Here is a 25,812-nt window from a genome sequence, read left to right on the forward strand (position 1 = left end):
GTTTTGATCAATGGAGATGCAACGCATTGAAAACAAGTTCCCTTCGAGGGCTTTAGGCAACCAGGGGGCTGGGTGTTTTCCAAGAACGGATCGATCAACGGCAAACTCCAAGCTCGCCAGAATTTCTTAAAACAAGTAACTTGCGGTCAAGTTACTGAAAGATGGAAAGCCAACGATCCCAGCTTCTGCGCCTTGCGGGGGAGTCACGCCTACTGCGTGAGGAGCGGCTGCGTGAGGCCGGGATCAGTAGTACGGTGATCTCGCAGGCGGTGAAGGCGGGTGAGCTGATCCGGCTGTCGCGAGGAGTTTACCACCATCCCGAGGCGGAGCTTGACGAGAACCTGAGCCTTTCCGAAGTGGCGGCTCGGGTTCCTCATGCAGTGATCACACTTCTTTCCGCGCTGCAGTTTCACCAGATTGGAACCCAGCAGCCGCATGCGGTTTGGATTCTCATGAAGCAGAATGCGGTCACTCCAAGGATCGACTATCCACCGCTCGAAGTGGTTCGCAGTAGTGTGGCTGCGTCTCTTTCGGCAGGCGTCGATATCCATCCACTCAATGACATTCCCGTCCGGATGACCAATCCAGCGCGTACCGTGGTCGACTGTTTCAAATACCGGAACCGGGTCGGTCTCGATGTCTGCCTGGAAGCACTCAAGGATGTCCTGCAACGAGGTCTGAAGCCCGTTGAAGTGATGGACTATGCCAAAATCCAGCGGGTCACGAGCGTGATCCGTCCCTACCTCGATGCTCTCGTCTGAACCATGAACCTCGTCGCCTCACTCCAGGACCGACTCAAGAACGAAGGGCGGCGAAGGGGCATTCATTATGCCTCCTTGCTGGAGCAATTTGCCCTCAGTCGCTTTTTTGCGCGCCTGGCTCAGAGTGACTACGCGGATCGCTTTGTCCTCAAAGGGGCCCAGCTGTTCCGCTTTCTGAACGAAGAGGGACACCGCCCGACCCGGAATGCCGATTTCCTCAGTTTTGGCGATCATGATCCCGAAGCGCTGAAAGCGATTTTCACTGAGATTTGCCAGCTTACGCCGGAGGGGAGGGAAAGGGTAAGGAGCGCGGGCAATCCTGCCCGCGGCGTGGAGGTAGCGGGAGGGTCAGGAGCGCGGGTTTCCAACCCGCTGGGCGGAGGGGAGGGAAGAACCAGGAGAGGGGAGACAGCGGGTTGCAAACCCGCATTCCGGATTCCTGGAGCCTGGGCTGTGGGCTTGTCACTCAAGGGCCGGCACGGTTAGATGCTCCCGTGCCAACTCGCAAACGCGCTTTCAAGAGGGTGGCCCACAATCCCCCCCGGAAAGACAGATCCCCCGAACGCGGGATCTTCGATGCCGCCTGCTCCATGGGCGGGGCTGGCATCCAGCGCATCGCCGACATATGAATTTTCCCCAATAATGCCTGCCCGCAAACGTGCCGCCAAAACGGCGAAGAAGAAAGACTCCACCGCCCACCTCGGCTTCGAGGCGAAGCTCTGGCTCGCCGCCGACAAGCTCCGCAACAACATGGACGCGGCGGAATACAAGCACGTCGTCCTCGGGCTCATCTTCCTCAAATACATCTCCGACGCCTTCGAGGACCACCGTGCCAAGCTTCTCGCCGGGGAGGGTGACTACGCCGGGGCCGATCCGGAGGATCCGGACGAATACCGCGCCGAAAACATCTTCTGGGTGCCGCAGGAGGCCCGCTGGTCCCATCTCCAGGGCCGCGCCAAGCTGCCGACCATCGGCACGGACGTGGACGACGCCATGGACGCCATCGAGCGCGACAACCCACGACTCAAGGGCGCGCTCAACAAGAACTATGGGCGGGCAGATTTGGACAAGCACCGGCTCGGCGAGCTGATCGACCTCATCGGCTCCATCGAGCTGAAGGAGGAGGCGGGCCAGTCGAAGGACATCCTCGGCCGCGTCTTTGAATACTTCCTCACCCAGTTCGCCAGCGCCGAGGGCAAGAACGGCGGGCAGTTCTACACGCCCTCCTGCGTCGTCCGCCTGCTGGTGGAAATGCTGGCACCCACGTCCGGCTCCCGCATCTACGACCCCGCCTGTGGCTCCGGCGGCATGTTCGTGCAGTCGGAAAAGTTCATCGAGTCCCATGGCGGCAAGCTGGGCGAAATCTCGGTCTACGGTCAGGAGAGCAACCCGACAACCCGCCGCCTCGCCATCATGAACCTCGCCCTGCGCGGCATCGAGGCGGACTTCGGCAAGGAACACGCCGACACCTTCCGAAACGTCCAGCACCCCGACCTCCGCGCCGACTACGTGCTGGCCAATCCCCCCTTCAACGACAGCGACTGGCACCGCAAGGACGACGATGTGCGCTGGCAATTCGGCGTCCCGCCCAAGGGCAACGCCAACTTCGCCTGGGTCCAGCACTTCATCCACCACCTCGCGCCCAAGGGCATGGCCGGCTTCGTTCTCGCCAATGGCAGCATGAGCTCGAACCAGTCCGGCGAGGGCGAGATCCGCAAGGCCATCGTCGAGGCCGACCTCGTCGACTGCATGGTCGCCCTGCCCGGCCAGCTCTTCTACTCCACCCAGATTGAGGTTTGCCTCTGGTTCCTTGCCCGCAACAAGAACGACGGGAAACGCCGGGACCGGCGCGGCGAAACCCTCTTCATCGACGCCCGCAAGATGGGCAGCATGGTTAGCCGCGTGAACCGCGAACTCACCGGCGAGGACATCGCCAGGATCGCCGACACCTATCACCTTTGGCGTGGTGACCAAGGGTATGTAGTCCCGCCTTCAGGCGGATCGAAGAAGGACCGCCTAAAGGCGGAACTACGAACCTACGAAGACGTGCCCGGTTTTTGTAAATCGGCGACCACCGAGGAGATCGGGAAACACGGCTTCGTCCTCACCCCGGGCCGCTACGTCGGTGCCGAGGAAGCTGAGGACGACGGCGAGCCCTTCGAGGAAAAGATGCCGCGCCTCGTCGCGGAGCTGAACGCCCAGTTCGCCGAGTCCGCGAAACTGGAGCAGGCCATCAAATCAAACCTGAAGGGGCTGGGGTATGGCGGGTGATGCTGGCTCAGTCGTGACCATTGAGGAGTTGATGGCCGACGGCACCATTGTTGCTCACAAGGATGGGAACTACGGGTCGAACTATCCACGGGTTGAGGAGTTCGGGTCTGAGGGCGTGCCGTTCCTGACGGCGAAGTCCCTTCGCGAAGGCTATGTGGATATTGCTGGCGCACCACGCTTGGCGGACGAACGAGCCGATGGTCTGACGTTTGGATTTGTTCAGGAGAACGATGTGCTCCTTTCTCACAACGCAACGATTGGACGTGTTGCCATTGTCCCTCCGCATAAAGGACGCCTTCTGGTCGGAACTTCGCTGACCTACTTCCGCCTCAACCCGCAGAAGCTGCTTCCTCGCTATCTTGCAGTCTACTTTGCAGGGACGGAGTTCCAGAACCAGCTCGCGGCAGTGATGAGTCACTCAACGCGAAACCAGGTTCCGGTAACGGCGCAGCGAAAGTTGAGTGTCGTGGTCCCACCCCTCCCCGAGCAAAAAGCCATCGCGGCGGTGCTTGGGGCGCTGGACGACAAGATCGAGTTGAACCGGCGGATGAACGCGACGCTGGAGGCGATGGCGCGGGCGCTCTTCCAGAGCTGGTTCGTGGATTTCGACCCCGTCCGCGCCAAGCTAGATGGTCGCAAGCCCCCCAATCTCGACCCCGCCACTGCCGCCCTCTTCCCTGAGCACTTTGACCACGGCGATGATGGTTTGCTTCCCGTCGGTTGGCGTCGTGCCTCCATCGAAGAGCTTTGCGAGATCAATGGATGGGCCCTCAGCAAGCGGGACGATCTGGAAACGCTCGAATACATCGAGATTTCCGAGGTGAATCGCGGCAACATCTCGAATGTTGCAACCTACAATCGCGGAGAGGAGCCAAGCCGCGCTCGCCGCCGCCTCCGGCATGGAGATACGGCGCTTTCCACGGTGCGTCCGGATCGCGGTGCCTACTTCCTCGCCCTAAATCCGCCTGAGAACCGAGTGGCTTCCACCGGCTTTGCCCTCCTCACGCCAACTGAGGCGCCATGGTCGTTCGTTCACGCAGCTATGACTCAGCAGGAAGTCTCCGACCACCTCGGCCAGATGGCCGATGGAGGTGCCTATCCTGCCGTTCGTCCTGAGATCATTGGGGCAATGCAGGTCGCCATTCCCGGTGAATCAAAGATCCTCGATGCATTCCACCGCATCTGCGCACCATTTTACGAACAGGCGGAATCCAATCGAGTCCAATCCCGCACCCTCGCCACCCTGCGCGACACACTGTTGCCGAAGCTGCTGAGTGGGGAGGTTTCAATCGATCAAGTTGCCTTGGATGCCTAATCTTACCCTCACCATGTTCTTGCTGAAGGATTCGATCACGAATCCCGAGGACGCTTTGGATCCGGACAAGTCGAGAACTGCGATCCAGCTTGCGGATAATTCAAGTGTTTGGGGAACCTTGTTTGTAGGGGCACAGAAACGGGGAATCCCGGACTGGGTTGGGATGCTCAATCAGTTTCTGGTTGAACCCGTGGTCGACGTTTACAGCGCGAGCATCGCGGCAGTTCTGATTGTTTGGCATGAAGAGCGTTATTTTGCCCTGACCTTTGGAAGTGGCAGGTTCCTGCTCGATCCCCGTGCTTGTGTTCGAGATTTCGGTCTCAAAGTAACCTTGAACCGCGTGGATCCCGCGAAGCTACGAAGTATGGACTCCAAGGTTTACGACGATCTTGTGGTTTCAACCCGGAAGCAGCTCAGCCGCAGCGGAGCCGTCGCGAACTTTGAGTTGGATGTCGGGCGGGCACTATTGCGGGGTGTGACGGGCGACGCTAACGACGGCGAAATCTTCAAGCGGCTGACGGGAGCTTCGGCACTTCGTTTTACGACGGAGCTTTCCTTTTCTCAGTTGGACGATATTCTTGAGGAGGTGGTTGCTGCGTACGAAGACACGACCTATCAGGCCAATTTCGGGTGGATCGACAATGTCCGGGAGGTGAACGAAGAACGCGCTGAGGAGCTAGATGGTTTGTTGGAAACGGCTCTACTTCAACCTGATGCCGGCGGGGCCTACCTAGCGCCCGCGGACGTGGTGGATTGGACTGAAATTGATGCCTTCAATTACACCGGCGGTAGTAGCGGCGTTGAATATCAGGATCTCTCTCTGCCCGCGTACGTTGCGATCCACATTGGAAAGGGGCAACCTCCTGACATAGCTGCTCTGAAACGCCATCGAGTGAAGGTGCGCAGAGACGGGCAACCTCAGTGGAGGGACGAATGGGCCGTTTACGAATGCATCGTTTGGGAGACGGACCTCAATGGACGAAAGTATGTCCTCTTCGATGGCCGGTGGTTCGCGGTTGATCAGCAGTATGCCGCTAGCGTGCTTGGATATGTGGCATCAATCTCAGTGGATCCGTCAGGATTGCCGGACGGGACGGTTGGGGAATGGGAAGAGGTCTACAACGCCGCGGTCGAAACCGCTGATCCAGCGACCTACGCCCTCTTGGACCGGCAGTTGTTCACGCCTACAGGCGGCGGATCGCAGATTGAGTTCTGCGATCTCCTGTCTTCTGGCTGTGAACTTGTTCATGTCAAAAAGCGTTCCGGTTCGGCGACCCTGAGCCACTTGTTTGCCCAAGGTTCAGTAGCAGCGGACTTGTTCCTCCAAGACCAAGGGCTTCGTGCAGCGGTCCGCCAGAATCTGACCACCGCTGGAAAGACGGGGCATGCTGCGCTTATACCGCCCGATCGGCCTGTTCCTAATGATTTCGAGGTCGTCTATGCCGTCTTGGTGAAGCCCGGGCGACGCGCGTGGCCTCCACCACTCCCTTTCTTTTCCGCAGTCAACCTGATGCACCATGCTACACGGATTCAGAATCTTGGATTCCGAGTTTCGATTCGGCATGTCCGGCTCAACTAATCCATCAAGCTGCATGCCACACAACTCGACACGTGCTCTCGAACTGCTCCGCCTCGGAACCCAGAATCCGTCCGCGGAGTTCCGCGACGGGCAAGAGGAAGCCATTCGCCATGTCGTCGAGGGGCTGGGCCGTTTGCTGGTGGTGCAAAAGACCGGCTGGGGAAAGAGTTCCGTGTATTTCATCGCGACGAAGTTGCTACGCGAGCAAGGCTTGGGGCCGGCGATCTTGATCTCTCCGCTCTTATCTTTGATGCGGAACCAGATCGCGGCGGCGGAGCGGATGGGTGTGCGGGCGCTGACGATCCATTCCGGCAATACCGCCGATTGGGACGAGGTGAAGGAGCGGGTCAGAAATGATGAGGTGGACATTCTCCTCATTTCGCCTGAGCGGCTTTCGAATGAGTATTTCCGCAACGAGGTTCTTGGTCCGGTGGCGGGAAGGATTTCGCTGCTGGTGGTGGATGAGGCGCATTGCATTTCCGATTGGGGTCACGACTTCCGTCCGCACTACCGCTTCATTGAGCGGATCGTTCGTCAGTTGCCCGCCAACCTTCGTCTGCTGGCCACCACAGCGACGGCAAACGAGCGGGTGATGAACGACCTGGAGCAGATCCTCGGGCCGAACCTTGAAGTTTCGCGAGGCGAGCTGGGGAGGCCGTCGCTTTTCCTGCAGACGATCCGCCTGGCGGGTCAGGCAGAGCGTCTGGCGTGGCTGGCACAACACCTGCCGGGGATTCCGGGCAGCGGGATCGTCTACACGCTGACGGTGAGGGATGCTGCCCAGGTGGCGGAGTGGCTCAGGTCGAGAGGGATCGAGGCGAGGGCCTACAGCGGTCAATCCGGCGACGAGCGCCCGGAGCTTGAAGATGCCCTGCTGCGGAATGAGGTGAAGGTGCTGGCGGCAACGACGGCGCTTGGCATGGGATTCGACAAGCCGGATCTGGCATTCGTGATCCATTTCCAGATGCCGGGATCGGTGGTGGCTTACTATCAGCAGGTGGGGCGTGCAGGGCGCAACATTGATTCGGCCTACGGCATTCTCCTAAGCGGAGTAGAGGAGCAGGAGATCAACGATTACTTCATCGAAAGCGCCTTTCCCAAACGCGAGGAGGTGTCAGCGGTGCTGGATGCCTTGGGAGAGGCTGAGGAGGGCTTTTCCGTTCCGGAATTGATGGCTCGGGTGAACGCGACGATGGGCCGGATTGATAAGGCGCTCTTGCTGATGAGTCTGGAGTCCCCGGCGGCGGTTGTGAAGGAGGGGACGAAGTGGAGGCTGACGGCGGCCGGGCTGTCGGAGGATTTTTGGATTCGCGCCGAGAGGCTTACTTCGCTGCGTCGTGATGAGCAGCAGCAGATGAAGGACTATGTGGATCTGGAGACCGGGCACATGGAGTTTCTCATTTCGGCATTGGACGGCGATCCTGCAGGATATGTCCCGCCCGGAGTGCCTGAGATTGCACAGGATGTGGAGCCCGGACTGATCTGGGAGGCGGAGAGTTTTCTGCGCAGGACGGGTTTGCCCCTGGAGCCGCGCAAGAGGTGGCCAAACGGAGGTCTGCCGCAGATGGGGGTGCGTGGAAACCTAGCGGAGGAGCTTCGCGCGGAGAGCGGAAGGGTGCTTTGCTATTGGGGCGGAGCTGGATGGGGGGAAGAGGTGCGGCGGGGGAAGTATCATGATGCGCGCTTTTCCGATGATCTGGTGGCTGCCTGTGTCGCCATGGTGGGCGACTGGAATCCGCATCCTGCACCGGAGTGGGTCACCTGTGTGCCGTCGCTGCGACACCCGGACTTGGTGCCGGATTTTGCCCGTCGGCTGGCTGCGGCCCTTGGATTGCCCTTTTTTGAAACCCTCCGGAAGACTGATGCTCGCCCGGAGCAGAAGACCATGGCCAACAGCATTCAGCAGGCCCGCAACATTGATGGATCGCTTGAAATCCTGAGTGGCAGCGTCCGGGAGGGCTCCGTCTTGCTGGTGGACGATATGGTGGATTCCAAATGGACCCTGACTGTGGCAGCCTACCTCCTCAGGCAGCAGGGTAGTGGACCGATCCACCCGCTCGCACTGGCCACCACCGCCCACGCCGAATAAGCATGGAAATCTCACCCAACACCCAAGCCATCCTGCTGCTGACCGCTCCATTGATTGCGGGGAAGAAAGCGGAGCCTGCTCCTTTGTTGACGTTAAAGGACTACAACTGTTTCGCCCGTTGCCTGCGGGATGCGGGAAAAGAGCCAGCGGACCTGCTTGGGGCAGATGTTGGTGAGTTGTTGGACAGTTGCGGTGCACGCTATGGACGGGAGCGTCTGGAAGCCTTGCTCGCTCGGGGTTTCCTGCTCGGACAGGCGGCGGACCGTTGGCGTTCGCGTGGAATCTGGGTGATCAGTCGGGCTGATGCCTGCTATCCCCGCCGCTTGAAGGCTCGCCTGCGGGAAGCGGCGCCACCCATCCTTTACGGCTGCGGTGAACCTGGCCTGCTCGATGCAGGGGGCTTGGCCGTCGTAGGTTCCCGGCACGTGGACGATGAATTGGTGCGCTACACGACTCAACTGGGAGCGGTGGCCGCCGAAGCGGGAGTTGCGATCGTCTCCGGGGCGGCGCGAGGGATCGATAGTTCGGCGATGGCGGGTGCTCTGGATGCGGGAGGAAGAGTGATCGGCGTGATGGCGGATAGTCTTCAACGAGCCGCCTTGGCAAAGGGCAACCGTGATGCATTTCGCGATGGGCGACTCGTCGTGGTGTCCGCGTACGATCCAGCGGCTGGATTCAATGTCGGGCATGCGATGCAGCGCAACAAGGCGATCTATGCTCTTTCCGATGCCGGACTGGTGGTGACCTCGGATTTCAAGAAGGGGGGAACTTGGGCAGGAGCGATCGAGCAGTTGGGGAAGCTCAAACTCGTCCCGGTCTTCGTGCGGAATGGGTCTGCTGCCGGGAAAGGAAATCAAGCCCTGCTCCAACAGGGAGGGGAGGCATGGCCTGAGCCGGCGACTGGAGAAGAACTCACGGAGGCCATTTGCAGGGCGAAGGAGGACCGCGCCAAGGAGCCCAAGCAGGAGTCACTTGGGCTGCCCCTTCGTGAGGAAGAGGGCAACTACGCGGCGGAATCTCCCTCGGATGTTGAAGAGCCAGAGGCACGAAGGAGCCGACGGTCTCCCTCCGAACAATTGATGTCGGCGGTGACGGCGATCATGTTAGAAATTCTATACGAGCCCATGAGCGACAAGCAGATCGCCGAACTCCTGAACGTTTCCAAAGCGCAGGTTCAGACGTGGCTGAAGGTGCTGATGGAACAGGGAAAACTGGAGAAACTTACCAAGCCGGTGCGCTATCAAGTGGTTAACGCCGAGGGGAAACTCCTTTGAGAGGCGGGTATTTACCCAATCACGAACATGAGTGATCCGATAATCCACAATCTCAGCCGCGAAGACCTTTATGAGAAGGTGTGGGCTACACCCGGGGTCAAGTTGTCGGAAGAGCTGGGTGTTTCGGATGTCGCGATTGCGAAGCGGTGCCGCAAGTTGAATATTCCCAGGCCCCCGCGGGGCTACTGGGCAAAGGTCGAGGCTGGTCGGCGGCCAAAACGTCCGCCGCTTCCTCCCACAGCCGAGCAGCTGTTTATTCAGGAAGCTCGGAAGCCGGTCGGGAAGAACTTGGCTTTGCCAAAGGATTCCGAAGACCTCCATCCTCTTGCGGCGGCGTTTCTCGAGGGCGTGAGTAAAAGCAAGCTCAGCTACGATAAAAAGCGGGTGAATTTCCGGGAAAGCCCGCTTCCTGAAGCGGACATCAGCAAAGAAATCGCATCACGGGCGGCGAAGGCGTTCCATGCGGTGCTCGAGGTCTTGGAGCCTCGGGGAATCCATTTTCGCAAGTCTCAAAGTTCTTATGATGGTGGTCATTTCCGTAAAGGGAATGACCGGTTGTATGTGAAGTTTGAGGAGGAACTTGAGGATGTTCCCGGCGGGATTGGTCGTCGGAGGTCGGCGTACGGATATCGTGAGCCGAAAACCGTTCCGTGTGGAAAGCTGACCATCACGATCAAGACCGAACGATACGGTTCATCAAAAGGGAAGAGTTGGGTCGAGTCTGACAGTTCTCCGCTCGAAGTCATTCTGGCGGAGGTGGCGACTTTCATCTGTAAGCACTACGCGGAAGCTCAGGTGCGCCGCGAAACCGAGAAGGTCGAGCGCGAAAGGCAACGGGTGGAGAACGAGATTCGTTTGAAGAAACACCAGGAAGAGGAGCGATTGCGAAAGGAGGAGGAGGCGCGGCAAAAGCACGCCGAGTCGCTTCTCAATGTTGCGAGCCAGCGACGGGAGGATCTGGTGAAGGCTTCCGAGTGGTGGCAGTTCTACAACTCAACAATTGCCTTCGTGGACGAGGTGGAGCGTCGGTGGCTGGCAACTCAGGAGAAACAGTTGGCCACTGAGCAGCAGGATTGGTTGGTATGGGCTCGCGAGACCGCGAAGGGGTTGTGCCCCTTTGACTCCGATTTCCCCGATCCATCGAAAGATGGAATCTTTGATCCGGAAGATGTTCCATTTGGCGGTCCCTATCCTCCGATTCGCCAGTTTCCCAATCCACCAAGTATGCCGGAGATCTCTGCTCCGGTCGTTGTCCAGCAAGGTTACGGAGCGTCTGGCTTTCAATCGCCTCCCGCACCTAAACCGTATCCCTTTTGGCTCAGGCACCTCCCACGGTGAGCGTGCCGATTCAAAAAAACACCTATGCTCCTCACCGAATCCACCGTCGAAGAAGCCGCCCTCGAATGGTTCGGGGAGCTTGGGTATGCCATCGGCCACGGACCCGAGGTGGCTCCGGGCGAGGCGGCGGAGGAGCGCAATTCGTTCGGGGATGTGGTACTGGAAGGTCGCTTGCGCGAGGCGCTGCGGCGCTTGAACCCGGAAGTGCAGGAAGAGGGGCGGGAGGAAGTCCTGCGCCGGGTACTGCGGGTGGCGGATGGCACGCTAGTGCGGACGAATTTTTCTTTCTACCGGATGCTCCGGAACGGCGTCGAAGTCAGTTACAAGCGTCCCGATGGCAGCACGAAGCATGACCAAGTCTGGCTGGTGGATTTCTCCGACGAGCGGGCGAATGACTTTTTCGCGGTGAACCAGTTCACGGTGATCGAGGGATCCCATAATCGTCGGCCGGATATCGTGGTGTTCGTCAACGGACTGCCGCTGGGATTGATCGAGCTGAAGAACGCGGCCAACGAAGAGACCGACATTTGGTCCGCCTACAAGCAGCTCAAGACCTACAAGGCGGAGATCCCGACGCTGCTCCGCTACAACGCGGCGCTGGTGGTGAGCGATGGCTTGCAGGCGCGGATGGGATCGCTGACGGCGAGTGAGGAGTGGTTCAAGGTGTGGCGGACGATCACCGGGGAGGAAGACGCGCCGAAGGGATCACTGGAGTTGGAGGTGCTGGTGCGCGGGGTGTTTGATCGTGGGCGCTTTCTCGACCTGCTGCAGCACTTTATCGTCTTCGAGGAAGACCCGGACAACGGTTCCGTGCACAAGATCCTGGCGGGCTATCACCAGTTTCACGCGGTGAACGCAGCGGTGGAGGAAACGGTGCGGGCTAGCGGGATGACGGCAGCGGGCAAGCTGAAGGACGATGAGGGCCGCTACTGGGCCGGGCGGATGCACGGCGGCAAGGCGGGGGATCGCCGGGCTGGGGTGGTCTGGCACACGCAGGGCAGCGGCAAGAGTTTCTCGATGCTCTTCTACGCGGCACGGGTGATCCGGCATCCGGCGATGCAGAACCCGACGCTGGTGGTGTTGACCGACCGCAACGATCTGGACGACCAGCTTTTCGGCCAGTTCCAGCGTTGTGAGGATTTGCTCGGGCAGAAGCCGGTTCAAGCGGAGGACCGTGGGCATTTGCGGGAGCTTTTGAAGCGGGCGAGTGGCGGGGTGGTGTTCACCACGATCCATAAGTTCATGCCGGAGAAGGGCGAGGCCATGCAGGAGCTGTGCGAGCGCAGCAACATTGTCGTGATCGCGGACGAGGCGCATCGCAGCCAATACGGCTTCGGCGGCAAGGTGAACGCCGAGGGGCGGATGACCTACGGTTTCGCCAGCAACTTGCGCGATGCCCTGCCAAATGCTTCGTTCATCGGCTTCACCGGCACGCCGGTCGAGAAGACAGACGCGAACACGCGGGCGGTCTTCGGTGACTACATTTCCATCTACGACATCCAGCGGGCAGTGGCGGACAAGGCGACGGTGCCGATCTACTACGAAAGCCGGATTGCCAAGCTGGCACTCAATGCTGCTGCGTTGCCGAAGATTGATTCCGAGTTCGACGAGATCACCGAGGGCGAGGAGTTTTCAAAGAAGGAGAAGCTGAAGACGAAGTGGGCCGCGCTGGAGGCGCTGGTGGGCGACCCGAAACGGATCGGTCTCATCGCCGCGGACCTGGTGGCGCATTTCGAAAAGCGGGTGGAAGCGATGGAGGGCAAAGCGATGATCGTTTGCATGAGCCGCCGCATCTGCGTGGATCTCTACGAGGCTCTCATCAAGCTTCGCCCCGAGTGGGCGGAGGATGCGCTGAAAGTGGTGATGACCGGCAGCGCGGCGGACGGGCCGGAGTGGCAGAAGCACCTGACGACGAAGAAGCAGCGCCGCGAGCTGGCGAACCGCTTCAAGAACCCTGCGGACGCGTTCAAGCTGGTGATCGTCCGCGACATGTGGCTGACGGGCTTCGACGCGCCCTGCCTGCACACGATGTATGCGGACAAGCCGATGTCCGGCCACAACCTGATGCAGGCGATCGCGCGGGTGAACCGGGTCTTCAAGGACAAGCCGGGCGGGCTGGTGGTGGACTACCTCGGCTTGGCCGACCAATTGAAGCACGCGCTGGCGACCTACACCGAGAGCGGCGGCAAGGGCGATCCGACCTTCGACACCGCGCAGGCCATCGCCGTGATGCTGGAGAAGCACCACGTGGCCTGCGACATGATGCATGGCTTCGACTGGAGCAAGTGGACGAGCGGCACGCCGACACAGCGGCTACAACTGATCCCTGCCGGGCAGGAACACATTCTCGAACAGGAAGACGGCAAGCAACGTTGGGTGCAGGTGGTGACCGAGTTGTCCCGCGCCTTTGCCCTCTGCGCCGCGAGCGACGAGGCGGTGGTGATCCGCGACGACGTGTCGTTTTTCCAAGCGATCCAAGTGGCGCTGAACAAGCAGTCTAGCGAGAACCGCAAGAGCCCTGAGCAGATTGATGCGGCGATCCGGCAACTGGTGAGCAAGGCGATCACCACCGAGGGCGAGGTGATCGACGTCTTCACCGCAGCGGGCCTGCAGAAGCCGGATATTTCGATTTTGTCAGACGGCTTCCTCGCCGAAGTGCGCGGTCTGAAGCACAAGAACGTGGCGGCGGAGTTGCTCGAGAAGCTGCTGAAGGACGAGCTGAAGGTGCGCTCGAAGAAGAACCTGGTGCAGAGCCAGCTTTTCTCCGACAAGCTGAAGAAGACGCTCAACGCCTATCACAACCGGGCAATCTCGACGCTTGAGGTGATCGAGGAGCTGATCAAGCTGGCGAAGGAGATGGACGCCGCCACCAAGCGTGGCGAGGACCTCGGACTAACAGATGACGAAGTGGCTTTCTACGATGCTCTAGCTGCTAACGAGAGCGCGTTGCTGGCGATGGGCGACGACAAGTTGAGAGTGATTGCCGCCGAGCTGATCACGATGGTGCGCAAGAGCGTGACGATTGACTGGACCCTGCGGGAAGGAGCACGGGCGAAGATCCGGGTGATCGTGAAGCGGATTTTGAACAAGTATGGTTATCCGCCAGATCTTCAGGCGGATGCGGTGAAGACGGTACTCGCGCAGGCGGAGTTGATTTGCGCGGAGTGGGCGTGATCGGAGCTACTTCATCTTTGGCAAGAAGGATGAAGATTTGGAGGTCTGCCTATTTGGTACTCGGAGTGGAAGGCGTGAGATCGGCGAAGGGTGTGTGGAAGTGGGTCCCGGAGCTTGGGCTGGGCCCGCGGTTGAGCGAGCGGAAGGTTCAGGCGATCGGGAATTGCCTCGAGATGCATTGCCGCAATCTGGAGGGAGCTTAGCGCGACGGACGTCACGCGCTCCGGCGGTGGGGGTTGAGGCGGGGTGTTGCGCGGCAGCGCCGCGCGGTTCGATCCGCTGAGTGGGGGAGCGAATAACCAGGAGAGGGGAGACTTAGGGCTGCAATCCCGCGCTCTGGATTCGGGGGTGCTCAGGGGGAGAGCTCGGTGAGCCACTCGAAGAGGTCGCGGATTTCCTCCTGGGAGACGGAGTGGGGGAGGCCGGGGTAGGATCTGAGGGTGGGGGAGTAGTCGGCGGCGGCGAGGGACTGACGGGCGGTCTCGGCGGCGCTGAGGGGGACGACTTCGTCGTCGGTGCCATGGAAGAGTCCGATGGGGAGGTCGTGCTGTTTGGCAGGGACGGGGTGTTCTTCCGACTCGAGCAGGTAGCCGGACAGGGTGGCGATGCCTGCCAGCCGTGGTTGGTGGCGCAGGCCGACGTGGAGGGCCATCGCGCCGCCTTGGGAGAATCCGGCGAGGACGAGTTGGGGCGCGGGTTCCTTGTCGATGAGTGACTCGATCTGTGTCTGGCTGGCGGCGACGGTGTCCCAGTCGACGGCGCGGGGGTGGCTGAGGTCGATGATGTCGTACCAGGCGGGCATGATCATGCCCATGTTCAGGGTGACGGAGAGCTTGCCGGCGTGGGGGAGGACGAAGCGCCAGCGGGCGGGCTTGGCGGCCTCGGCGAGCATGGCGGCGACGTCGGCGAAGTCATGGCCATCGGCGCCGAGGCCGTGCATGAGGATCACGCTAAGTTCGGCGTCTTCCGGCGCGACGCCGATTTCGAGGGATTCCAGTGGGGCGGGGTCGGGCATGGCGGAAAGGGTAGGGCGCGGGGTGTTTCGGGCAATCCCGGGTTCGGGGGGAACCGGGGAGTACTACGGGAAGTTCAGCCGCGGCGAGGTTGGCGGTGTTCTCGGGGTGGGGTGGAGGGATCAGCGGAACTCCACTTCATCGAGATTGGGTGCCGAGTGGCCGGTGGTTTCGAGTCGCAGTGTGTTCGCGCCACTTTGCAGGCGGGCGGGGATCTTGATGGTCTTCCAGTCGCTGCCCCAGTCGCGGGTTTTCGGGAATGCGGCGGTGGCGATCGGCTTGCCGTTGAGGGTGACCTTGAGGGGGCGTTTGCCTTTCGGGTCGGCATTCGCGTAGCGGATGATGAGTGTGGCATCTCCTGGCGGTCCGTCGTTCTCCTGATAGAACTCGACCTTGCCCTCCTTGCCCTTGAAGTCGAGGTATCCGGTCCCGTGGTAGCCCTTGCCGCCAGTCACGACGACGGGCCCGCTGAATTTGGCTGACTCAGCCTGCAGGGCGGTGGTCGACCCCGTGTCGGTCTGGACTTCCTCGTCGCCGGCCCAGTGCAGTCCGAGCTGGGGTCCGAAGGATTCGGACATTTTGAGGATGATGTTGTCCTGACGGAGGACGATCGCCTTCACGGTGCAGCTGGTAGGAACCGGGAAGGGTGCGGTGTATCGCGGGCTCGAGGTGTCGGGCTCGCTGCCGTCGGTGGTGTAGTGGATGGCGAGTGGATCGGAGTTCCAGTCGCCGTGGGGATCGAGCTGTCGGGCGAAGATGGCGACCTGATCGGAGGTGAGTTGTCGGCGCTCGCCGAGGATGGAGGCGAAGGTGACCGAGCGGGGTGACCCTTCGAGGAAGAGGCGGGCTTTCCCCATGAAGGCCCGGCGCGTGGCGGCGACCGGTGGATCGGTGTCGGCGGGGTGGCCGTTCTCGAATGAGAGGATGCGGGCGGGACCCTCGATGGCGGCGTGAATGCGGTTCTCGCCGTAGGGGTAGGTGACGCCGTGCTTGTCGACGGTGGTGAGGGTGATGATGGGGTGATTCTCAAAACGGGCATCGATATCGGCTTCGAGTGCTTCCGGAGTGGCGGCGGTCTGGTGCTGGTGCCGGGCCACTTCCTTGCCATCCCGGCGGGCGATGGCGGTGATCTCACCGGGCTGCCATGGGATCATCCACTCGCATTGCATTTCGTCCCAGCTCCGGCCGGGCCGGTCGGTTCCCAGGGACTTGCCATTGAGGAGCAGTTCGACCTCGTCGGCATTGGAATACACGTGGATGGGGATCTCCGTGCCCGGCTGCATGCGCGGGTGGGTCCAGTGGGGAAGGATGTGCACCATGGGGGATCCGGTCCACTGGCTCTGATAGAGATGGAAGAGGTCCTTCTTGAAGCCTGCGAGGTCGAGCGCGCCGCCGGCGAAGGCGTGGAAGGGCCATCCGCCGTGGACGTAGCCGGCTTCACCGGGGTAGTCGAATCCGGTCCAGCGGAAGTGGCCGCTGATCCATGGCAGGTCGCGCACCTTCTCCCAGTGCTGGCGCGCGTTGATGCGGACGGTGGCGTTGTCGTAGGACGAGTTGAAGAACTGCTTGCGGTTGGCCATGTCCGCGGGGGCGAGGAAGGCCTGGGTGAAGATCTCACGAGGGGTGAGGTCGGGGGTTTCGAACGGATCCTGGCGCTTGTTCGGGAAGCCATCGCGATACCAAGTCCTAGATTTGTAGTAGCCGCGGACCTGCCAGGTGTGCGGGGCTTCGGTGGCGACGAAGGGTTTGTCGGACGGGCCGCGCTTGAAGAATCTCTGCGACTCCGAGTTGCCGTTCACGCCGAGGACGTCCATGGCGCCCGAGCCGGAGGCTCCGGAGGTGACGGGGCGACTGGGGTCGAGCTTGTGGCACAGCGCGACGATGTCCTTGGCCACGGCACCGTGGGTTTCATTGCCGACCGACCAGATGATGATGGACGGGTGGTTGCGGTCGCGCTTGATCCATGCGCTGAGGTCCTTCCGCCACCACTTGTTGAAATCGAGGGCGCCATAATCCTTGTCGGCCTTGCGGCTCCAGCCATCGAAGATTTCATCCATGACCATGATGCCGAGCCGGTCACAGAGGTCGTAGAATGCGGGGATCTGGGGGTTGTGGGCGGTGCGGATGGCATTGCATCCCATGTCCTTGAGCAGTCGGAGTTTCCACTCGATGAGTGGCTCCGGCCAGGCGCCTCCCACGGGTCCTCCGGTGAGGTGTTCGCAGACTCCCTTGAGCTTCACGACCTTGCCGTTGAGGTGGAAGCCGGTGTCCTTGTCCCAGCGGATGGAACGGATGCCGAAGGGGATGCGGATTTCGTCGCGAGTGCGGTCGCCATCGCGCAGGGTGAGGACGGCGGTGTGGAGGGATGGTGCCCCGGGTGACCAGAGTTTCGGCTGGGTGAGCGTGAACTCGGTGGTGACCGAGGTCCGGGCGGAGCTGGATTTCGCTTCCAGCGGCTTCCCTTTCGGATCGAGCACGGAGACTTCGAGGGTCAGGCCTTCGGGGTTCACGATTTCCGTGGAGATCGTGATGGAGGCCCGGCTGGCGGACACGGCGGGGGTGGTGATCACGGTGGCGTCATCGGCGAACCGGCTGGTGGCATCGGTGGCGACCAGCGTGACCGGGGCGTAGATGCCGCAGGGGTGGTACCAGCGGGTGGAGGGTTCGAGTCGGCAGTCGAGGCGGACTTCCAGGGTGTTGTCACGCGGCTTCAGGTGCGGGGTGACTTCATGCTGGAAGCTGATGAAGCCGTAGGGGCGGGTGCCCAGTTGGTGGCCATTGAGGAACACCGTGGCGTAGCGGTAGGCGCCATCGAAATGGAGGGTGACCCGTTTGTCGGCAAAGGAATCGGGGAGGTCGAATTTCTTGCGATACCATCCGACGCCTCCGATCCGATAGCCGCCGCGGTCCTTCTGCGCGCCGTTTTGACGAGGTCCGGCCTCCCACGACCAATCGTGCGGGACGTCGACCACGCGGGTCTCACCCGCGGGGAAACTTTCCGAAATCGTATCGGCATGGAGGAACGTCCACTGGTCATTCAGGGAAAGTCTCTCGCGCGCTGGAAGCGTGGAGAGGAGTCCGGTGAGGAGGAGGGCGGCGAGCAGGAGGCGAGGGAGGTTCATTGGGGAAATCACCTGTGGTGATCGGTTTCATGGTTTTGGGACATCGTCGCCCAATCAAGTTCCGGATCGGGTGGGTTCCGGTTTCCGTGGTGACGGAAGGGTGTTCGTTTCACCAAAACGGCCCGCCGGTGAGGGCGGGCCGCTTGGATCGTGGATCATCTGAATTGGTCTCGGGCTCAGCCGAGGACGTTGTCCATGGCATCGATGAGCTCCTGCACGGTCTCGACCGTTTCATTGCCCATGTTCGAGATGCGGAAGGTCGTGCCCTTGATCTTGCCGTAGCCGCCGTTGATGAGGAGGTTGTGCTTGGTCTTCAGCTCCTTGATGAAGCCGGAAAGGTCGAAGCCATCCGGGGTGGCGAAACAGGTGAGTGCCTTGGAGCGGCGACCTTCGGGAGCGAAGAGCTGGAAGCCGTGGCGGGCGCCCCAGGCGTGGATCATCGCATTGGTCTCGGCGTGTCGTGCGAAGCGGTTCTCGAGGCCTTCCTTCTCAATCTGGCCGAGGATGTACTGCAGGCCGTAGAGGATGGAGATCGATGGTGTGGACGGGGTGTTGTTCTTGGCGTCGTTTTTCTCGAACTCGAGGAAGTCGAAGTAGTAGCCGCGGTTCGGGGTGCCCTTGGCACGCTCCGTGGCGGCTTCCGAAACGGCGAAGACGGCGAGGCCGGGAGGAAGGGCGAGGGCCTTCTGCACTCCTGCAAGGATCACGTCAGCGCCGATCTCATCCATGTTGATCGGCACGGTGGAGAGGGAGGAAACGGTGTCGACCACGAGCATGGTGTCGGGGAAGGACTTCACCACGGCGGCGATGCCGGCGAGGTCGTTGAGCACGCCGGTCGATGTTTCCGAGTGGATGAAGGTGACGGTGTCGAATCCGCCTTCGGCAAGTTTTGCGCGGACGGCCTCGGGATCGATGGCTTCACCCCACTCGACCTGGATCTTGTCGGCCTCGTAGCCGAGTTTGTTGGCCACATCGAACCACTTGTCGGAGAAGGCACCGCAGCACAGGCAGAGGACTTTGTTGCGAACGAGATTGCGCAGGGATCCCTCCATCACGCCCCATGCGGACGAGGTGGAAGTGAAGACCGGGCGGGATGTTCCGATGAGTGATTGGAGACCGGGGCGGAGGGAGGCGTAGAGTTCCTCGAAGTCGGATCCGCGGTGACCGATCATGGTGTGGGACATGGCGGCGAAGGTTTCGGGAGAAACATCGACCGGGCCCGGGGCAAAGAGTTTCGGCGTTGGCATCGGCGGGAGCTTAGGAAGGATCGCCCGGACGCCAAGTGGAAGGTGAGGCATTTCGAGAAATCCCTCTGGGTCGAGTCGGGGCGGTGGATTGCAAGCTGGCGGGGTAACTGGGGGCGTGCCAGCCTACCGGGCGTGAAAGTCGAGTTCGAGATCGAGGAGATGGAGCCTGAGGAGCTTCTGAAACTCTGGGAGCCGCAGGCCCGGGCGGTGGCAGCGAAGGCTCGGGACGGGGAAGAGATCCGCCGGTTCTTGATCGGGAAGGGCGTGCCTGAAGAAGTGGCGGGGGGCCGGGCTGCTGAGTTGTGGGTGGAAGCCCAGCAGCGGCGGAAGTGGTGGGTCCAGCCGAGGTGCTGGGTTGGCGGTGGCCTGCTGGTGATGGGGGCGGCCTTGATTGGCTTCAGTTTTCTATGGGGTGCCGGCGTGTTTGCCGCGATCGCGGCCTGTGGGTTCTGCGGGCTGGGTGCGGCCGTTCTGTGGGGCGGGTTTCTCGAGCGAAACTGAGGGGTCGAGGCCTCTCAGCGGCCGTCCATCGAACGGTAGGGTGCCTTGTCGAAGCGGTCTTCGAGTCGTGGGTCCTGATTTGTCTCCAGCTCGGTCATGAGGCGCTTCCTCAAGGTGACCAGGCGTTCCTGATAGGACGGATCCTTGGCGAGGTTGCGGAGTTGGTTGGGGTCCTTTTTCAGGTCGTAGAGCTCGTCGGCGGGGCGACGCATCCATCCCCATGCGAGGTAGGGGGTGAGGTTGCGGTCATCGCGGTTCTCAATCAGCCAGGTCTTGGTCGGAGATGCGTCAAGGTCGGGGAAGGCGGCGCGGGTGTTCTTGCTGATGCTTGCGAAATCGGGTTGCGGTTCGGCGGCTTCGAACGGTTCGCCCATCGGCCACCGGTCGGGCTTGAAATTGCGGATGTAGAGGAAGTCGGGCGTGCGGATGGCGCGGACGGGATAGGGGAGTCGGTCGGAACGGGCGCTGCCGACGTGGCGTTCCCGGCCGATCAATGCCCAGCCCCGGAGCTTGGAATCGTCCGCACCTTCGCGCAGTGCGGGGAGGAGGTCTTCACCATTGGGGTCGTCCTTCGACTGCAGGCCTGCGGCTGCGAGGAAGGTGGGGGCAAGATCGACGAGTGAGACCGGCACCATGACCTGTCGGCCGGGAGCGATGTTCCCGGGCCACCGCATGGCGAGGAGCACACGGCTGCCGAAGTCGTGGACGTTGCATTTTCCACGGGTAAATCCGGGGGCACCGTGGTCGCCGGAAATCACCACCAGGGTGTTGTCGAGTTCGCCCATGGTGCGCAGTTCATCGATGATCACGGCGCAGGCTTCATCGAAGGCCATGACCTCGCCGAGGTAGTCGGCAAAATCCTCGCGGATGACCTCGGTGTCCGGAATCGACGAGGGGAGCCGGCCTTTGAGTTGATCGGGATCGATTCCCCACAGCTTCTTGCCGGAGCCCCGCGTCCAGGTGCGGTGAGTGTTGGTCGGGTTGAAGGAATAGAAGAAGGGCTGGGCGTCCGTGCGCTTGGCGACGAAGTCGCGGAAGTTGTCGCGAACCGCCTTGAAGATCGCAGCTTTGGTCGCGGCGGGGTCCTTGGCCTTCGACATTGCCTGGGAGTATTGGTTGATCTTGCTCCCGTGCTTCGAGAACTGGTTCTGCTTCCCTCCCATCAGCGACTCGCGGAGGTGCCACTTGTGGGACCAACCGATGTGGTAGCCTGCCTTGCTGAGGGTGATGGGCATGCCTTCGACCTTGTCGAATGGGTCGGCGGCGTCTCCCACCCAGGGATTGTGCAGCTGGGATGCCGAGCCGTTGCGAAAAAAGTGGCGGCCGGTGTAGACGGCTCCGCGCGACGGCGTGCAGCTCGGCGCGGAAATGAAGGCGTTTTCAAAGATGGCACCTTCCTCCGCGATCCGGTCGAAGGCCGGGGTGTCGATCAGGTCGTTCGCCGAGGGTTGATCGGGGTCGGAGTAGGCCGATGCGTAGCGGCCGAGGTCGTCGGCGAACAGGAACAGGATGTTGGGTTTCTCCGCTGCATGGAGAATCGGGGAGAGCAAGAAGGGAAGGAGCCAGCGCATGAGGCCCTATATTCGTTGGGATTCACCGATTCCTTTCGGGGGTGGAGGAGGGGTGCAGCCAAAAACAGGGCCGGGCGTGATGCCCGACCCTGCTTGGTTTTGCCAATGTGCCCAGAAGCTTGGAGAATCAGCGGCGGCGACGGTCGTCCGGGCGGCGCTGTGGAGTCCGGTTCCTCAGTTCGTCGGGTCGGTCCGGGGTGCCGGGGACGAGGAAGACATGGTCCTGGATTTCGTCACCGATCCCGGTGTTTCGGCGGATGATCCGGGCGAGGGTCTGTTCTTCGACCAGCTCCAGGATCTCGGGAGCGAGGGCGTGTTCATACCAGAAGCGGTCGCCATCGCGGAGGCGGACGAATTGATCGACCACGATGCGATGGATCACGGGGCCCACCATGGCACCCGGGACGTGCGGTTCGCAAAGTCCGCCGACCCAGAGGTCGATCTGGTCGACGTCGGAGTAAACTTCAGCGAGCTTGTCCTGGATTTCGCGGTCGGGGTGGACGTCGCGGAAGTTGCGTGCGGGGCGCATGCCGAGGGCGCGACGAACCTCGTTGTAGCTTGGCAGTCCGTGGTCACGTCCGCGTTGGATATTCAGTGAAGCGAGGTCGAAGCCACCGGCTCCGGGTGGGCCGAAGAGGAAATTCCGCACGCCGTCGACGAGCTGGTTGTCCAGTTCCTGGCAAGGTTGGGCGGCCAGCCCGCGCAGCAGGGAATCGATGCCGTTTTCTTCGATCAATGATGGATCGAAGAAGGCCGAAGCGAGTTCGAGGTTTCCCTCTTCGGCAGGGTCGCCGTGTTCATCCAACCTCAGGATGGTGTTGGGAAGCAGGCTGTGACCGAAGCGATAGACCGCCGTGGCGAACTCATTGGCAATGCTCGGATCGACCTCTTCCCTGTATCCGCGATAGGGCGGAATGGCTTCGGGTCCGAGCAGGATGGGAAGGAACTCGCGATAGGTGATGTGCTGCATTTCCGCACCCACGATCATGCGCGCGAACTCGTAGATGTCGTCTTCCGAAGCGGATGGGTTGGCTTCGCGGAAGCTCCTTGCCCAGTGGTTGTGCTCGCGGACGAAGAGCGTGTGCATCGCGGTGAGGGCGGCCTGCTCGTTGGCCCGGACGTCACCGGCAAGAAACCAGTCGGCGGATTCGGTCGGTGCGTTGGCGAAGCCGCCTTCGTTGTAGGGGAGCAGTGGTCCGTGAACCGAATCGGTGGTCTTGAGCATGCCGCTGCCGTCGAGCATGCGCAGGGCGTAGGCCCGGGACTCCTCGGAGCCGTAGACATTGGAGGCATCGATGAATGCGGTGATCTCATTGACCTGCTGGCGCGCACCGTCGATGAGCTCGAAGTAGGACCGGTTCATGGCGATGGTGATGCTGCCGGTGCCATAGGGGTCGAACCATGGATCGCCAGTGGGCACCTCGATGTCGAAGGCTTCGGCCGGATCGAGCGTGGGGGTTTCGTCGATGTCGTGATCGAGGAACTGTCCCCACTGCCACAGGTAGTCGGTGGCACCCCGCTCGTTGGGGGTTTCTTCGGTCTGGGCGACTACGGCATTGCTGATGGCTCGTGCCGACGGCCGATCCTGGCCTGCGGGTTCACCAACGCCATCGGCATAGGCGTTCTCGAACAAGCGGAGGAAGGGCTCGCCGGTGTTACCAAGTTCGGGTTCGTCCAGATGGTTCCCGAGTCCATTGATGCTGCGGAACTCGGTTGGGAACTCCGTGCCATCGCTGCTTTCTCCCCGTGGCGGGGGCGACTGGTCGGCAGGCGGTCGAGTCCTCGGAAGGGGGATCCCGGGAGGTCTTCGCTCGCCCCGGTTCTGAGCGCTCACCGCGCCCGTAAGGATGGCTCCTGTGAGAAGGATGGCGATCGTCGTGGGTGTGGCGTGGTGTTTCATGTGTTTGTCGGTTTGAAGCGACCTGCTTGATTGCAGGCTCAGCCCCTTTGTCGCGGCCCATCGTTAGGGGATGATGTCGGAGACCCTCACTTTCTGTTAAGAGTTGGTAAAAGGGATGGTCTCCGCCCCCTCGGATCCGCCAGTCTGCTTCCCATGGAGGATGTAGGAGAAGGCACGGGCCGCCCGTTGCTGGTCGTCGATGATGATCGCAAGCTGTGTGGACTCATCCGGGATTATCTTTCGCCGCTTGGTTGGAACGTGGCGATGCGCCACACCGGAACGGAAGGGCTCGAAGAGGCACTGACGGGAAACTACGAGGCGGTGATTCTCGATGTGATGATGCCGGGCATGGATGGCTTCGACGTCCTGCGCGAACTGAGGAAGTCATCAAGCATCCCGGTCCTCATGCTCACGGCCATGGGTGAGGAGGCGGACCGGATCGTGGGATTGGAAATGGGTGCGGACGACTATTTGCCCAAGACATTCTCAAGCAGGGAACTGCTGGCCCGTTTGCGTGCCGTCACCCGCCGGGCCGTGGTTCAGGAACCAGCCGACGGCAACCCGACCGGTGATCTGGTCGTCGCTGAGTTGAGGCTCAACGAGTCGACCCACGTTGCATCGCGGGGTGATGAGACGCTGGATCTGACCGCGCTCGAGTTCGCGATCCTTGCCACCCTGATGAAGGCGAAGGGGAGGGTGAAATCCCGCGAGGCTCTGCTTGAAGATGTGTCCGAGCGTCGTTTCGACGTCTTCGATCGCTCCATCGATGTGCATGTTTCACAGCTGCGGAAGAAGCTGGGAGACGATGCCAAGGCTCCGCGTTTCATCCAGACGGTGCGCGGTGTGGGTTACAAACTGGTGGATCCATCATGAGCCGCCGAGCCCGGTTTCCCCTGCTGCTGAAGATGGCCTTGTGGCTGTCGTTCCACCTCGTCGTGCTCGCAGCCGCCTTTGTCATCTTTGTGAACTGGCAACTGAGGGTCGGGCTGGGATCACTGATCAGTGGAGCGGCGGGCGATCGGCTGACGACCCTTGGGGAAGGGGTGGCTGCCGAGTTGCGCAGTGCCGACCGGGACGATTGGAAGTCCATCATTGATCGCCATGTCGAGCCCTACGGATTGCATGCCGACGTTTTGCTCGAAGGAGGAGACTGGGCGAGCGGAGTGGATTTCAAGGTCCCGGAAGTGATCCACGAGCGCCTCGCGCAAATCGGTGAGCGAGCGGAGCCTCCGGGTGCCGCGGAGCCCATGCCCGGCGAGCGCAGAGAGAGGCCGCGGGAGGGCCCACCCGAGCGGGACGTGGATTTCGAGCGTTCCGGGCCACCGAGGCCCGGCGGGCGTGCGGGGCCCGATGCTGCACCGGGATCCGACCGGCCTCCCGGCGAGCGCAGGATGGGTCCACGGCCTCGAAGAGGTCAGCCGCGAGCGATCCCGAAGGTGCGGCCCCTGTTCCTTACCCGGGTCAATGGGTCCATGGGATACTGGGCGGCGATCGACCTGCCCTTGTTCACGCCAGGCGTGTCGCCACCGATGCACGGGCTGCTGGTGCTTCATTCGGACGACCCTTCCGCCAATGGCTTGTTCTTCGATCTGAAACCCTGGATCTACGGAGGTCTGGCGGTGCTCGGGCTGAGTCTGCTGATCTGGGCTCCGTTCATTGCGGGGATCACCCGCTACAGCCTCAGATTGGCCCGGGCGACAGATCAGATCGCCGACGGGGACTTCGGTGTCAGGATCCGTGGTCGGCGTCGGGATGAACTCGGCAGTATCGGCCGGTCGATCGAGCACATGGCTGAGCGGATCGAACGGTTGCTCACCGGCCAGCAGCGGTTTCTGGCCGACGTTGCCCATGAATTGTGTTCGCCGCTGGCCCGCATCCGGACCGGACTCGGGGTGCTGGAACACTCCATCGCGGAAGACCAGAAGCCGAGGCTTGAATCGATCGACGAGGATGTGACCGAGCTCTCCGACCTCCTCTCGGAATTGCTTGCCTTCACCCGCGCCGCCACCGCGCCGGAGAGTGCGGTCATTGAAAAGGTGGCGCTGATCGATCTGATCGCCCCGGCGATCGATCGCGAAGCCCCTGGCCATCAGGTCGACCTCCGTGGGGTGGAGGGCGTGTCCGTCATGGCCGACAAACGTCTGCTTGGCCGGGCCATTGCGAACATTCTGCGGAATGCCCACCGCCATGGGGGCAGTGAATGCCGGATCACCATCACCGCGCGCGGCCGGGGAGGGAAGATCGAGCTGAGCATTGCCGACAGTGGCCCCGGTGTCGCGGAGGAGGCATTGCCCCACCTGTTCGAGCCGTTCTACCGGCCGGATCAGGCGAGGAGCAGGGAAGCCGGCGGAGTCGGGCTCGGAATGTCCATCGTCCGCAGCGCCGTGCAGGCTTCCAAAGGGACCGTCGAAGCCTACAGCGCCGACCCGTCCGGGCTGGTCGTCCTGATGACCCTGAAAGGGGTTTGATTACTATGGGTGTAGTAGTTCAGGCAATGCGCTCGGTGAGTCGCCCTCCGGCGCCTCGATCGGGCCGGAATTCCGCTGCGATCCGCCCCGTAGAGAAATCTTCAAAAAAAGTGTCGAAAGGTATTGACCGGGGAGGGGTGGCGTGTAGTTTCCCCCCCGCCGCACCAAAGGGAGCGGCGCGAGAGACGA

At 61.7% G+C, this 25,812-nt stretch carries 17 protein-coding genes; 12 read left to right on the top strand and 5 right to left on the bottom strand.

Going from position 1 to position 25,812, the window contains the following annotated elements; translation table 11 throughout:
• The first annotated feature begins 161 nt into the window (after positions 1–161).
• From JIN81_RS10000 to JIN81_RS10040, 9 genes are all read left to right on the top strand, one after another.
• Positions 162–761 carry a type IV toxin-antitoxin system AbiEi family antitoxin domain-containing protein gene (locus JIN81_RS10000; protein ID WP_200278802.1) on the top strand — a complete coding sequence of 200 codons (600 nt, stop codon included), beginning with the start codon at positions 162–164 and terminating at the stop codon, positions 759–761.
• Between the two features lie 3 nt (positions 762–764).
• Complete coding sequence (locus JIN81_RS19630) at positions 765–1,247, top strand: nucleotidyl transferase AbiEii/AbiGii toxin family protein (RefSeq protein WP_200278803.1); 483 nt, start codon at positions 765–767, stop codon at positions 1,245–1,247.
• Positions 1,248–1,403: 156 nt separating this feature from the next.
• Complete coding sequence (locus tag JIN81_RS10010; RefSeq protein WP_200278804.1) at positions 1,404–3,032, top strand: class I SAM-dependent DNA methyltransferase; 1,629 nt, start codon at positions 1,404–1,406, stop codon at positions 3,030–3,032.
• 13 nt (positions 3,033–3,045) lie between these two features.
• Positions 3,046–4,347: a restriction endonuclease subunit S gene (locus JIN81_RS10015; RefSeq protein ID WP_325100870.1), complete on the top strand. Its 1,302-nt coding sequence runs from the start codon at positions 3,046–3,048 to the stop codon at positions 4,345–4,347.
• Entirely contained in the window at positions 4,340–5,926 is a 1,587-nt protein-coding gene (locus tag JIN81_RS10020) for a DUF6119 family protein (protein WP_200278806.1), read from the top strand. The genes JIN81_RS10015 and JIN81_RS10020 overlap by 8 nt, the downstream gene beginning before the upstream one ends.
• A 13-nt stretch (positions 5,927–5,939) precedes the next feature.
• Positions 5,940–8,015 (top strand): RecQ family ATP-dependent DNA helicase, encoded by a 2,076-nt coding sequence (locus JIN81_RS10025; RefSeq protein WP_234044660.1) that lies wholly within the window; start codon positions 5,940–5,942, stop codon positions 8,013–8,015.
• Between the two features lie 2 nt (positions 8,016–8,017).
• Entirely contained in the window at positions 8,018–9,289 is a 1,272-nt protein-coding gene (locus JIN81_RS10030) for a DNA-processing protein DprA (RefSeq protein WP_200278808.1), read from the top strand.
• 102 nt (positions 9,290–9,391) lie between these two features.
• Positions 9,392–10,627 (top strand): hypothetical protein, encoded by a 1,236-nt coding sequence (locus JIN81_RS10035; RefSeq protein ID WP_200278809.1) that lies wholly within the window; start codon positions 9,392–9,394, stop codon positions 10,625–10,627.
• A gap of 24 nt (positions 10,628–10,651) precedes the next feature.
• The gene (locus JIN81_RS10040) at positions 10,652–13,801 is read left to right on the top strand and encodes a type I restriction endonuclease subunit R (RefSeq protein ID WP_200278810.1); all 3,150 of its coding nucleotides are present in this window, start codon (positions 10,652–10,654) and stop codon (positions 13,799–13,801) included.
• 352 nt (positions 13,802–14,153) lie between these two features.
• On the opposite strand, the gene JIN81_RS10045 is transcribed toward JIN81_RS10040, so the two are convergent.
• The 3 genes from JIN81_RS10045 to JIN81_RS10055 form a co-directional block, all read right to left on the bottom strand.
• Positions 14,154–14,816, bottom strand: a complete 663-nt coding sequence (locus JIN81_RS10045; protein WP_200278811.1) for an alpha/beta hydrolase — start codon at positions 14,814–14,816, stop codon at positions 14,154–14,156.
• 120 nt (positions 14,817–14,936) lie between these two features.
• The gene (locus JIN81_RS10050; RefSeq protein ID WP_200278812.1) at positions 14,937–17,936 is read right to left on the bottom strand and encodes a glycoside hydrolase family 2 TIM barrel-domain containing protein; all 3,000 of its coding nucleotides are present in this window, start codon (positions 17,934–17,936) and stop codon (positions 14,937–14,939) included.
• Positions 17,937–18,112: 176 nt separating this feature from the next.
• The gene (locus JIN81_RS10055) at positions 18,113–19,183 is read right to left on the bottom strand and encodes a pyridoxal-phosphate-dependent aminotransferase family protein (protein WP_200278813.1); all 1,071 of its coding nucleotides are present in this window, start codon (positions 19,181–19,183) and stop codon (positions 18,113–18,115) included.
• A gap of 132 nt (positions 19,184–19,315) precedes the next feature.
• On the opposite strand from JIN81_RS10055, the gene JIN81_RS10060 reads away from it, so the two are divergent.
• Positions 19,316–19,684 carry a hypothetical protein gene (locus JIN81_RS10060; RefSeq protein WP_200278814.1) on the top strand — a complete coding sequence of 123 codons (369 nt, stop codon included), beginning with the start codon at positions 19,316–19,318 and terminating at the stop codon, positions 19,682–19,684.
• Between the two features lie 14 nt (positions 19,685–19,698).
• Here JIN81_RS10060 and JIN81_RS10065 read toward each other — a convergent pair whose 3' ends face one another.
• Together JIN81_RS10065 and JIN81_RS10070 are read right to left on the bottom strand one after the other, a co-directional pair.
• Entirely contained in the window at positions 19,699–21,255 is a 1,557-nt protein-coding gene (locus JIN81_RS10065; protein ID WP_234044662.1) for a sulfatase family protein, read from the bottom strand.
• A 127-nt stretch (positions 21,256–21,382) separates the two neighbouring features.
• Positions 21,383–23,155, bottom strand: coding sequence for a peroxidase family protein (locus JIN81_RS10070; RefSeq protein WP_200278816.1), 1,773 nt, complete (start codon positions 23,153–23,155; stop codon positions 21,383–21,385).
• Between the two features lie 153 nt (positions 23,156–23,308).
• Between JIN81_RS10070 and JIN81_RS10075 the strand changes: the two genes are divergently transcribed.
• Together JIN81_RS10075 and JIN81_RS10080 are read left to right on the top strand one after the other, a co-directional pair.
• Positions 23,309–24,028: a response regulator transcription factor gene (locus JIN81_RS10075; protein ID WP_200278817.1), complete on the top strand. Its 720-nt coding sequence runs from the start codon at positions 23,309–23,311 to the stop codon at positions 24,026–24,028.
• Positions 24,025–25,623: a sensor histidine kinase gene (locus tag JIN81_RS10080; RefSeq protein ID WP_200278818.1), complete on the top strand. Its 1,599-nt coding sequence runs from the start codon at positions 24,025–24,027 to the stop codon at positions 25,621–25,623. Before JIN81_RS10075 ends, JIN81_RS10080 begins: the two co-directional genes overlap by 4 nt.
• Positions 25,624–25,812: the final 189 nt, after the last annotated feature.

The sequence above is a fragment of the Haloferula rosea genome, assembly GCF_016595525.1.
GTDB lineage: Bacteria > Verrucomicrobiota > Verrucomicrobiia > Verrucomicrobiales > Akkermansiaceae > Haloferula > Haloferula rosea.